Here is an 11094-nt window from a genome sequence, read left to right on the forward strand (position 1 = left end):
ACGACGGGGGAAATCCCTGCCGACGCACAGATTTCCCCTCGACGCGGGAATCCAGGTGTCCTCAGGTAAAGAGCGCCGCGCAGACGCTATTCCGCGTCACGAGTCCGATCACGCGGCGCAGGGGTCGCTACGCAGGGGTCCCTACGCCCGGGGGCTACGCCGGTCCCGTTGCGGGGGCCGGCAGCGGCTGGCACGTGGGGCAATAGTAGATGTCCCGTTCCTCTGTGAGCGTGCCGGTGCCGGTCTCCTTGCCAAGGACTCCGCGGCGGATCGGGGAGCCGCATTTGAGGCACGGCTGGTGCTCGCGCCGGTAAACCCAGTAGCCGGGGCGTCCGGCCGTGCGGCCCCCCGGAATGCCCCGCGCATTCAGCACGGTGGTCCGGCGGCCCGGGCCGAGATTGGCCGCCAGCAGTCCCTGGGCCTCCGTGATCATGGCGGCGAGATCCGGTACCGCGGACACGGGCGCCGCCGGATGGACGCCCGAGAGGAAGCAGGCCTCGCACCGGTAGATGTTCCCGATCCCTGCCAGCTTGCTCTGGTCCAGCAGGGCGACCCCGATGGGGACATCGGGGGCCGCGCGCAGCCGGCGTTCGGCCTCGGCCGCGTCCCAGTCCGGGCCCAGCAGATCCGGGCCCAGGTGCCCCACGATCGAGTCTTCCTGGTCGGTGCGGACCACCTCAAGAATGCCGAGGGAGAACCCCACGGCGTCGGCTGTGGCGGTGCGCAGCACGCACCGGGCCGTGAAGCCGGGCTTCCGCCAGCGCCCTCCGGAGGGGTAGACCTGCCAGCTGCCCTCCATCTTCAGGTGCGAGTGGATGGTGAGCCGGTCCTTCGGCGTCGGCCCCTGCACCCGCATCAGCAGGTGCTTGCCGCGGGGCACCACCTCGTCCACAGTCCAGCCGCCGAGCTTCAGGGTGGCGAAGCGCGGGACGCGGAAGTCGGACGAAACCAGTTCCTTGCCGGCCAGAGCGGCATGCAGCTGCGCCGCGGCGCGGAAGACGGAATCGCCCTCAGGCACGGATCCTCAGTCCCTTCGGGGTGGAGTAGGCCCCGGCCTGGGCGAGGGCGGCGGCCACCGGGGTGTCGAGGATGCCGTGGCCGTTGACTTTCTCCATGATCAACTTGTCCACTGCGCCGCGGGTCACCACTCCCACCAGGGCCGTGCCCGCCGCGGCCAGGACCTCGGCGTCGTCGCTGAAGGCGAGCAGGGTCTTGCCGCCGCGTTCGACGTAGAGGGCCAGGGCGCCGTCGACCAGAACCACAAGGGCTCCGGCTTTCCGGCCGGGGCGGTGGCCTGTGCCGGCGTCGACGTTGAGCGCAGGCCACGGGAGCGCGGCGCCGTAGGGGTTGGCGGGGTCGGTGGCGGCGAGGGCGAGCGCCACCGGTTCGGCCTTGTGCAGCTGGGCGTCCTCGACGTAGGACCGCAGCCGGTCCACCGTGGCCGGTACGGCGAACTGCGCGGCGCCGAGGTGCTCGATGAAGTAGCCGCGGCGGCACCGGCCGGCCTCCTCGAGCCGTGCCAGCACCTTGTACATGAGGCCAAAGCCGCCGAGGATGTTTTCTGCCATGACGGAGCCGCGGGTGACCACGCCGTAGCGGTCCAGAAGGAGTTCCGCGGTGGCCCGGGCGTGGATGGTGGCATCGAGTTCCGGGGATGGCAGGGCGGACCAGCGTCCGGCGGCGAGCGGGGGCGCGGGCGCGGTGCCGGTCACCGAGCCGTACCTGCCGCCGGTGAGTCCCGGCGATCCAAGCAGGCCGGTGCCGTGCGCACGCCCGGGCCGGCTGAGCCGCGGCGCGCGGGCCCGCGGGGCGCGCCCCACCTGCCGGTGCGCGGTGTGCCCGCCGGCGATGAGGGCCCGGACGGGGGCAAAGGTGTCGCCTGTGATCCGGCCCGCCCAGGCGAGATCCCACAGCGCGGCCACCACGTCCTGGTCGCTCAGCACGGTGTCCATGCCGCCGGCAACGTCGGTCAGCTGACGGAAGAAATAGCCGCCGCCGTTGGTCTGCAGGTGTTCGAGGAGCCGCCGTTGAGCATCGCCGGGTTCGAAATCGACGGCGGGATTCAGCGTCAGTTCGGCCGAATCGGCGAGGTGGAGGCTGATCCAGCCGTCGTTGCCGGGCAGCGAGCCGGCCCCGGACCAGAGGACTTCGCCGGCGGCCATGAGTTCGTCCAGCATGGCGGGCTGGTAATTGGAGACGCGGCTGGCCAGCACCAGCGGCTCCCAGGCGGAGGCCGGAATGGGCACGCCGGAGAGCTGGTCGACGGCCGTGATGATGCCGTCGAGGCCGCGCAGCGCGGACTGCCCGCGGCCGCCGGGTGTTCGCACGTTTTGCCAGGCGGGAAGGAACCGGCCGTACGCCGTGGCGTCCACGGGCTCCACTTCGGCCCGGAGCGCGGCGAGCGAACGGCGGCGCAGCTTGCGGAGGACCTCCGCGTCGCACCACTCGCTCACTCCCGCCAAAGGCGGAACGACAGGCGCAACGGCACTCGGGGCCGTGGCCGCCGCGTCCTCGGATTCCTCGGATTCCTTGGAGTCCGCGGTGCTGGCTGCCGTAGTGTCCGCCGTGACTGCGGGCGCCGGTGCGTGCGGGCGGAACTCGCCTTCCACCACGCGGCCGTCCGCGGCGAGCCGCTTCAGCGCGGTGCCGACGACGGCGACGCCGAGTCCCAGCCGGGCCGCGGCCTCGGCGGCTGTGAAGGGCCCGTGCGTGCGGGCGTAGCGCGAGACGAGGTCGCCGAGCGGGTCAGCGACCGGCTCGATGAACGCCAGCGGCACGCCCATGGGCAGCGGCACGCCGAGGGCATCGCGGAGCCGGGCGGCGTCTTCGACCGCCGCAAAGCGTTCGACGCCGGCGATGTTGACCTTGATCGCCCGGTTGGCCCGCTGCAGCGCGGTCAGGTGGGCCGCGGCGACGTGGACCCCGGTGACGGCGTCGCCCGCCACAGGAGTCTCGGCAGACGCTGGAGCAGGCTCCCGCGCCGGGGCAACCTCGGCGCTCGCCAGTGCCAGGGTTCCGGCGGGTTCAATGCCCGCGGTTGGTGCCGCCACCGATTCCAGGCGGGCGGCAACCTCGTCCGGAGTGAGCGGGCCCAGGAGGCGCAGGAGGTCCGCGACGCCCTCCAGCCCGCGCGCCCGGCGGTCCGGAGCGAGCCGCTGCAGCTCACGTTCCGTGGCGTCGATGACCTTCGCGTCGAGGAGTTCGCGCAGCTCCACCCGGCCCAGGAGCTCATTGAGCAAGGTGGAATCGAGCGCCAGGGCCGCGGCGCGGCGCTCCGCCAGTGGTGAATCCCCTTCGTAGAGGAACTGGGCCACGTAACCGAAGAGCAAGGACTTCGCGAACGGTGAGGGCTGTTGGGTGGTGGTCTGGACGATCCTGAGCTCGCGGCGTTCCACCGAGGCGGCGATGTCCTTGAGCGCCGGAAGGTCGTAGACATCCTGCAGGCACTCGCGCACCGTCTCCAGGACAATGGGGAATGTCGGGTACTTCCGGGCCACATCGAGCAACTGCGCGGAGCGCTGCCGCTGCTGCCACAGCGGCTGCCGTTTGCCGGGGTTCTGCCGCGGCAGGAGCAGGGCGCGGGCGGCGCACTCGCGGAAGCGGGAGGCGAAGAGGGCACTGCCGCCGACCTCCGCCGTCACGATCTGTTCCAGCTCCTCGGGATCGAAGAGGAAAAGCTCCGCACCCGGCGGCTCGTCTTCCATCATGGGCACCCGCAGCACGATGCCGTCGTCGGCGGCCATCGCCGAGCCGTCCATCCCGTAGCGCTGGTGCAGGCGCTGGCCCACGGCCAGGGCCCACGGCGCATGCACCGGCAGGCCGAAGGGGCTGTGCAGCACCACGCGCCAGTCCCCGAGCTCGTCGTGGAAGCGTTCCACCACAAGGGTGGTATCGCTGGGGACCACCTCGGTGGCGAGCCGTTGTTCGGCGAGGTACTGGATCAGGTTGTTCGCCGCGTAGTCGTCCAGCCCGCTGGCCTTGCATCGCTCGGTGGCTGGTCCGACGTCGGACGCTGAGAGTTCGCGCATGAACGCGCCGAGGGCGCGACCCAGGTCCACGGGCCGGCCCAGCGAATCGCCCTTCCAGAACGGCAGCTTGCCCGGCTGACCGAACGCCGGCGAGACGAGGACGCGGTCGTGCGTGATGTCCTCGATCTTCCAGCTGGTGGCGCCAAGGGCGAAGATATCGCCCACCCGCGATTCATAGACCATTTCCTCGTCGAGTTCGCCCACCCGGCGCCCGCCCTTGGCCGCCGCCGTGGCAGGGCTGGCTGCCCTGCCGTCCGCACTGGCACCGCCGGCGGGACCGCCGGTGCCCTCGACCTCGGTGCCGATGATGTAGACGCCGAACAGCCCGCGGTCCGGGATGGTTCCGCCGGAGGTGACGGCGAGCCGCTGCGCCCCGGGACGGCCCTCGATGGTCCCGGCGTTCCGGTCCCAGATGACCCGCGGCCGCAGCTCCGCGAATTCGTCCGAGGGGTAACGTCCGGCGAGCAGGTCCAAGGTGGCCTCGAACGCGGACCGGGGGAGCGAGGCGAAGGGCGCCGACCGCCGGACCGTGGCGAACCATTCCTCGACGTCGATGGCGCCCAGCGCGGCGGCGGCGACCGTCTGCTGCGCAAGGATGTCCAGCGGATTGGCCGGCACGCTGAGCCGCTCGATCTTGCCGTCGAGCATCCGTTCCACGGTGATGGCCGTGTGGACGAGATCGGCCCGGTGCTTGGGGAACAGGACGCCCTGGGAGATTTCGCCCACCTGGTGGCCGGCGCGGCCCACCCGCTGCAGGCCGCTGGCCACCGAGGGCGGCGACTCGACCTGCACCACGAGGTCCACAGCACCCATGTCGATGCCCAGTTCCAGGGAGGACGTGGCCACGACGCAGCGCAGCCGCCCGGATTTGAGATCGTCCTCGATCAGGGCCCGCTGATCCTTGGACACGGAGCCGTGGTGGGCGCGGGCCAGCACGGGATCGGCGCCCGCGGTGCTGCCGGCCTGGGCCATCATTTGCGCCGGCGTGGCGGTGGAGGTGGGCAGCGCCGAGGCGCCGCCGGACTGCACGGCGATCGGCACAGCATTCGGTCCGGCTTCGAAGTCCGGCGCGTCTGCGCCAAACTCGGTCCAGCCGCCGCCAGCTGCCATGAGCTGGCGTTCGGCGTAGATCTCGTTGAGCCGGGCGGTAAGCCGTTCGGCGAGGCGGCGGGAGTTCGCGAACACGATGGTGGACTGGTTGGCCAGCACCAGGTCCACGATCTTTTCCTCCACATGCGGCCAGATGGACGCCTGTGGCTGGAGACCGGAGGCAGGACCGGAATCGAAAGCCCCCGCGGCGCCCTGGAGATCGGACATGTCCTCAACCGGGACAGAAACGGTCAGGTCCCAGTTCTTCCGCGACGGAGGAGCCACAATTTCCACCGGTGCCGACCCGGCGAGGAACTGCGCCACCAGCTCTTTGGGTTCCACGGTGGCCGACAGCCCGATCCGCTGGGCGGGCTTGGGCAGCAGCGCGTCGAGCCGTTCCAGCGACACCGCCAGATGTGCTCCGCGCTTGGTGCCGGCGACGGCGTGGACCTCGTCGATGATGATCGTGTCCACCTCGCTGAGGGTTTCCCTCGCCTTGGACGTCAGCATCAAGAAGAGGGATTCCGGGGTGGTGATGAGGATGTCCGGCGGGTGGCTGAGCAACGAGCGGCGGTCGGCCGCCGTCGTATCCCCGGACCGGACGCCCACGGTGATGAGCGGGGCGGGAAGGTCCAGGCGTTTGGCGGTCTGCGTGATGCCGATCAGCGGCGCGCGGAGGTTGCGTTCGACGTCGACGCCGAGGGCCTTGAGTGGGGAAATGTACAGTACGCGGGTCTTCCGCGGGACCGTTTTCCGGCGGCCGCCCTTGGCCGTCGTGTCCAGGCCGGGCAGGGCTTCGGGCTCGGCCGGGGCGGAGGCGATCAGCCGGTCCAGCGCCCAGAGGAACGCAGCGAGCGTCTTGCCGGAGCCGGTGGGAGCGACAACGAGGGCATGCGAGCCGGAGGAGATGGCATTCCAGGCGCCGTTCTGGGCCGGGGTGGGCCCGGAAAAGGCGCCCAGGAACCAGTCCCGGGTCGGCCGGCTGAACCGGTCCATGGCGTCGGCCGCAAGTGTGCCGCCGGCGAGCTCCTGCCCCTTCATTCCTCCATCATGCCCTACCCGGCCGACACTATTGGCCGGGCAACGTCCTGGGGCGTCTGGGGCTACTTCGGCTGGAAGGCCCCGATGGTCAGCAGGTTGATCTCGGTGTTGCTGCAGGCATCAAGCGGCTGCGCGAGGAACAGGGAAGCGGTGTCCTCGGGCGGGTAGACCCGGAATCCTGCCGCGGGCGTCCGGGTGCAGTCCCCGTAGTTGGCGGCCTGGGTATAGCGCAGGGTGGCGACACCGGCCTGGCCCGGGGCAAGCTGGACATCGGTGACCGGCGTGGAGTCGTCGCGGGTGGCGGCGGCGCCGATCGGCTCGCCGTCGGCCCCTGCCGTGAGGGAGACGCCCGCGTAGCCCTTGAGCAGGCACGGCTCGGTGCCGGAGTTGGTCACGATCAGTTTCATGTAGACGCTGCCCGCCGCGCCGCCGCCTGTAGAGTCGGTGGTGGCCGTCAGGCCCGCGGCCTTGCACAGCGCGGGGCCGGACTGGGCCGCCTGCGATGCCGGGGCGGCAGAGGTGTCCGTTGCGGCGCCGGAGGCTGCGGGCAGGCTGGCCGGGCTGGCCGACGCGGTAGCCGGTGACGTCGCCGACTGGGTCTGCGCCGCGCTGCCCCCGCAGCCGCTGAGCAGGAGGGCCGCGACGGCAGCCGTTGTCACAAGCAGTGCATGATTCATTCGCTGAGACCTCATGGCTCCACCTTTATGCCCGCCGATGCCTTAGTCAACGACGCCACGGCGACGGAGCCCCGATTGATGCCCGGATTGTGATTTCCGGGCATCAACCGAGGTCAACCGCGCTGCGCGTTACTTCTGGGTCACGGAGCTGCTGCCGTTCTTGGTGCGGCTTCGGATGAATGCTGCCCCGCCGAGCACTAGGCCGCCTAGCCCGGCGGCCATGGCGCCCCAGCTCCGGGCCTGCGCGCCGCCGTCGTCCACGGACGCCATCTGGGTTGCTGCCGGGGCGGCCTCAACGCTGGCAGTGTGGGCCGAATGGCCGTCCGCGCCTGCGACGGCGTCGGTGACCGTCACAGACGGTGACGGGGTTTTGAGGGATTCCTCGTCCTGGCCTTCCTGCGGGATCTGCGACCAGTCGGTCTGACCCTGCTCGCAGGTCTGCAGGGTGGGGAAGTAGAGGGTCTTCCCCGGAGTATCGGGCAGCTTCACGGAGAGCACCAGGGTGTCCCGCAGTTCCGGGTCCAGCGGGGCCTTGGCCGTGTAGACGATCTGGCTGGTCCGCTTGGTGATGGACGTCCCGTTGTCCAGTTTCTTGGGCGCGGGCAGCTGCTCCACAACCTTTTGCACCGTCCAGTTCGGGTTCACCGTGGGCTGGGCGTCGTTGAGTTCGGCGGGCAGGGTGATGGTCATTTTGGTGGTCCCGGACGTATCGCAGCCGTGCGGAATCCCGAAGGTCAGCAGGGCGTACGAGTTCGCGGCGGTCTTGTCCGGGGTGGCTTCGACGTGCGCGGACGCGGCCGGAAGCCCGGCGAGCATCAGCGCCGCCGTTCCGCCGGCCACGGCCGTGACGGAGATGGTGCGGCGGAGGGCAGAGACGTGCAGTGTGGTTTTCACGGTAGGGGTGCCTTTCAGGCGGACGCGCTGCGCTCGGGGCAGCGCGAAGGTGGGGGTGGACGCGGCGGCTCCTACCGCTCATGGCTGTGCGGATCAGCCCAGCCCAGGACAGGACGGGGCAGCACAGGCGGCCCAGAACGGGCGGATTCGATCAGCGCAGGGCAGCGCACGGCAGCGCAGGCCGGATCGGAACGGGCCGGTTGAGGGCACAGCAGAGCGGGACAGCTCCGGCCGCGGCCGGAGGGATGTCAGGGAAGTACGACGGCGGCGGGCGGGCCGCGGCGGCTATCGGGACGGAGGTTCCGCCAGGGGAGCGGGGCACAGTCCGCCGGCCAGCCGGCCGGCACCGGTGCGGGGCCGGCGTCGGGCGTCACCGGTGACGGGAGCTGGACTAGCGGCCGGAGCCAGGCGGCGAGGGCCCACAGGGCGTCTTCGCCCTTGGCCAGGAGCAGCGCGCAGGCAAGAGTGGCCAGCGCGTGGCCGCTCAGCATGAACAGGGCCAGCGGGGAGTCCAGCTCATGGGGCTGAAGATGGGTGAGGGTCCCAGCGGGGATGACGGCCAGGCCGTGGTGGGTTGGCTCGCCGGCGGGCGTCCCCGCAACGGATCCGCCGAACGCGGTGAAGGCCTCGTGCAGGACCACCTGCCCGGCGCCCAGGAGGGCGGCCGCGGCCGGGAACCCAAGATGGAGCCGGGTGGCAACCGTGCAGGCCAGTCCGGTCAGGGCCAGGATGGCAACCAGGATGCCGGAACCGGGCAGTTGGCCGCCGGAGACGACGTGGGCACAGGCTGCCAGCGTCACCGCGGTGGTGGCGAAGAGGGCGGCCCGGAGGGAATGGAAAGGAACCCGGGCGTCGTGTAGTCGCACGGAGTCCTCCTGACGGGTCGCTGATCGCGGGTCGCGGTTTCCTACCAGATTCTACCGGCGCGCGGGAGCTGAGGGGCCCGGGCGGCTGGCGCCGGGGAGGTGCGGGAGTGCCCGGGGGAGGGAAGCCGCTGCGGCTAGTCGGTCTCGGGGCCCGAGCAGTAGTGGCAGTCATCGGGGCAGGAGGCGGCGCCGGAAGCCCAGGTGTCCGTCCCGGCTGCGGTGCCGGACAGGGTGGTCGGCTGGCGCACCAGGGGTGCGGAGCGTTCAGTTGTCAGCATGACGGGCTCCTTCGGGGTCTGCCACGGTCAGTTCGAAGCCGTCGGCAACATGGAACAGCTGCCGGCGTCCGCCGTCGGAGAGCACCCACACGACGGCGCCGTCGGCGGTGCGGTTGTCGACGCGTCCGGCGTACTCAATGCGGCCGCCCCGGCGGAGGTGGACGGCGTCGCCGATCTCGACGTCGTCCCAGTGGGCGGGGCCGCCGGAGGGCCGGTTCTTCTGCAAAGTCATGAGGATTCCTGAAAGGTCACGGGGAAACGTTGATGTGATCCAGCTAACCGTGGAATGGCTTGTCGGCTCAATGGTCAACTGAATGAGACACTTCCGTCTCGTTGTGCAGGAGTCCAGTGCGGGAGTCCGTTGCGGGGACAGTGCGGGAGTTTGGGCGCCACGCCTTCCGCTCCGCATCGCTGTCATGCGCGCCGGCGCGGGCTGCCGGCCGGTTCAGGCCCGCCACCGCAGCCAGGCGAAGGTGGGCCGCGGCGGCGGTGGAACAGGGTGCGTTGCGCCGGTGGCGATCCCCGCTGCAGCCCGGCGACGGCGCAGCTCCAGGGCCAGGCTCTCCTCGCCGCGGGCCATCGCCCAGCGGTGATTGGCGGCGAAACCGGGTTTGAAAAGCCAGCTCAGCCGCCGCAGCAGCGGCTTGGCGGCGCTGACCCGCCAGTCGTAGGTGATGACCGTTTCCGGCCCGTCCGGCTCAAAGGTCCAGCGGCCGGTGCCGTTGAGGTCGCCGGCGGCGGTGAGGGCGAAGCCGCGGCTGGTGACCGGCTCCGTGACCGTGAGCGTCCACCGGAGCGTGTAAGGCAGCCAGCCCTTCGTATGGAGGCGCACGGGGCGGGGAACGCCGGGCCCGGGTTCCGGACCGCCGGCCACCGGCTCGACGCTGAGATAGACGGACGGCCACCAGCGGGGCAGGGCGGTGGCGTCGCCGAGGACGGCCGCGACCTCCTCCGGAGTGCCAGCCACCCGCCAGACAGTCCGGAACTCATAGTCTGTGCTGCCCATGGGGGCCTCCCGAAATGTTCGCCAGCCGTAGGCGATGCAGCGGCCGGGGCGGATCGATGCACGTGACCGTACCCAGAAGGGTGCGTCCGGTCAATGGGCCTGGCGGAAGCCCGAGCGTGCGCTCCGGACGGGGCGAAAGGGCACATGCCCCCGGTCCTGAAGGGCGCAGGGCAGGGGCTCGCTAGTGGCGCCGGGTGCTCTGCCTGGCAACGAGTTCCGGCGTGAACACCACCTGGCTGTGGACGTGACCGTTCTCGTCGTCGATTTCGTCGAAAAGGAGCTGGGCGGCACGCTCGCCGATCAGGTGACGCGGCTGGCTGATGGAGCTGAGCGGAATGCTCGATTGGGACGCGAAGTCGATGTCGTCGAAGCCCACGATTGCGATGTCCTCGGGCACGCGGAGCCCGTTGGCGGCGAAGGACTGCAGGAGCCCGAGCGCCAGCTGGTCGTTGGCGGCAAACACGGCGTCCGGCCGCTTTTCGGGCTGAAGATTTCCGATGAGATCGCCGATCTGGCGCCCGCGCTCAAATTTCAGGTCGGGCGTTTCGAACAATTGCAGCGATACCCCCGCCGCTTCGGCCGCGTCGGCGGCACCGCGGTAGCGGTCCTCGACCTGCTGCAGCGTGAAGGGACCGCCCACGAACGCCGGGCGCACCGAACCGACGCTTAGGAGATGGGTCAGGGCCGTCGCGCCGCCGGCGACGTCGTTCACCGAAACCGAGCAGAACTGATCCGTGCGTGCGAGCCGGTCAACGAGCACCGAGGGGATGCCCCGGGCACGCATGGTTTCGAGCCGCTCCAGAACCTGGCCGAACGGGGTGATCAGGACGCCCTGGACGCGCTGCTGCTCGAACAGGTCCAGATAGGCCAACTCCCGCCCCGTGTCCTCGGCGCTGTTGGCCAGGATCAGGGAGTGCTTGTGGTCTTCGGCGACGTTTTCGGCCCCCAGCGCCACATCGGTGAAGAAGGGGTTCCGGACGTCCAGTACCAGCATGCCGAGGCTCCGGGTGGACCCGGACCGCAGCGACCGGGCCGATTCGTTGCGCACGAATCCCAGCTGGTCGATGGCAGCCAGGACGCGGCTCTTCTTGTCGACCGAGACCTGCTCCGGCCGGTTGAGGACATTCGAAACAGTGCCGACGGAAACCCCCGCAAGCGCGGCGACATCCTTCAGCTTTGCACCCGGGCCGCTTGACACGTAAGAACCTCCCAATC

9 protein-coding genes are annotated in these 11094 nt (G+C 70.7%); all 9 read right to left on the reverse strand.

Annotated elements, in window-relative coordinates; genetic code table 11:
- Nucleotides 1–154: 154 nt before the first annotated feature.
- The 9 genes from ABD243_RS05290 to ABD243_RS05330 all read right to left on the reverse strand — a co-directional run bounded on the left by ABD243_RS05290 (nucleotide 155) and on the right by ABD243_RS05330 (nucleotide 11077).
- On the reverse strand, nucleotides 155–1018 hold the full coding sequence (locus ABD243_RS05290) for a DNA-formamidopyrimidine glycosylase family protein (RefSeq protein WP_344362867.1): 864 nt from the start codon (nucleotides 1016–1018) through the stop codon (nucleotides 155–157).
- Entirely contained in the window at nucleotides 1011–6158 is a 5148-nt protein-coding gene (locus ABD243_RS05295) for an Lhr family helicase (RefSeq protein WP_344362870.1), read from the reverse strand. The genes ABD243_RS05290 and ABD243_RS05295 overlap by 8 nt, the downstream gene beginning before the upstream one ends.
- A 62-nt stretch (nucleotides 6159–6220) precedes the next feature.
- Complete coding sequence (locus ABD243_RS05300) at nucleotides 6221–6850, reverse strand: DUF4232 domain-containing protein (protein ID WP_344362873.1); 630 nt, start codon at nucleotides 6848–6850, stop codon at nucleotides 6221–6223.
- A 114-nt stretch (nucleotides 6851–6964) separates the two neighbouring features.
- Entirely contained in the window at nucleotides 6965–7651 is a 687-nt protein-coding gene (locus ABD243_RS05305) for a YcnI family copper-binding membrane protein (protein ID WP_344363128.1), read from the reverse strand.
- 326 nt (nucleotides 7652–7977) lie between these two features.
- Nucleotides 7978–8595, reverse strand: a complete 618-nt coding sequence (locus ABD243_RS05310) for a hypothetical protein (RefSeq protein WP_344362876.1) — start codon at nucleotides 8593–8595, stop codon at nucleotides 7978–7980.
- A 134-nt stretch (nucleotides 8596–8729) separates the two neighbouring features.
- Nucleotides 8730–8873, reverse strand: coding sequence for a hypothetical protein (locus tag ABD243_RS05315; RefSeq protein WP_344362878.1), 144 nt, complete (start codon nucleotides 8871–8873; stop codon nucleotides 8730–8732).
- Complete coding sequence (locus ABD243_RS05320; protein WP_344362880.1) at nucleotides 8860–9105, reverse strand: hypothetical protein; 246 nt, start codon at nucleotides 9103–9105, stop codon at nucleotides 8860–8862. The genes ABD243_RS05315 and ABD243_RS05320 overlap by 14 nt, the downstream gene beginning before the upstream one ends.
- Before the next feature lie 213 nt (nucleotides 9106–9318).
- Entirely contained in the window at nucleotides 9319–9879 is a 561-nt protein-coding gene (locus ABD243_RS05325; RefSeq protein WP_344362883.1) for an SRPBCC family protein, read from the reverse strand.
- Nucleotides 9880–10060: 181 nt separating this feature from the next.
- Complete coding sequence (locus tag ABD243_RS05330) at nucleotides 10061–11077, reverse strand: LacI family DNA-binding transcriptional regulator (RefSeq protein WP_344362887.1); 1017 nt, start codon at nucleotides 11075–11077, stop codon at nucleotides 10061–10063.
- Nucleotides 11078–11094: the final 17 nt, after the last annotated feature.

It is taken from the genome of Arthrobacter humicola (genome assembly GCF_039531445.1).
Taxonomy (GTDB): domain Bacteria; phylum Actinomycetota; class Actinomycetes; order Actinomycetales; family Micrococcaceae; genus Arthrobacter; species Arthrobacter humicola.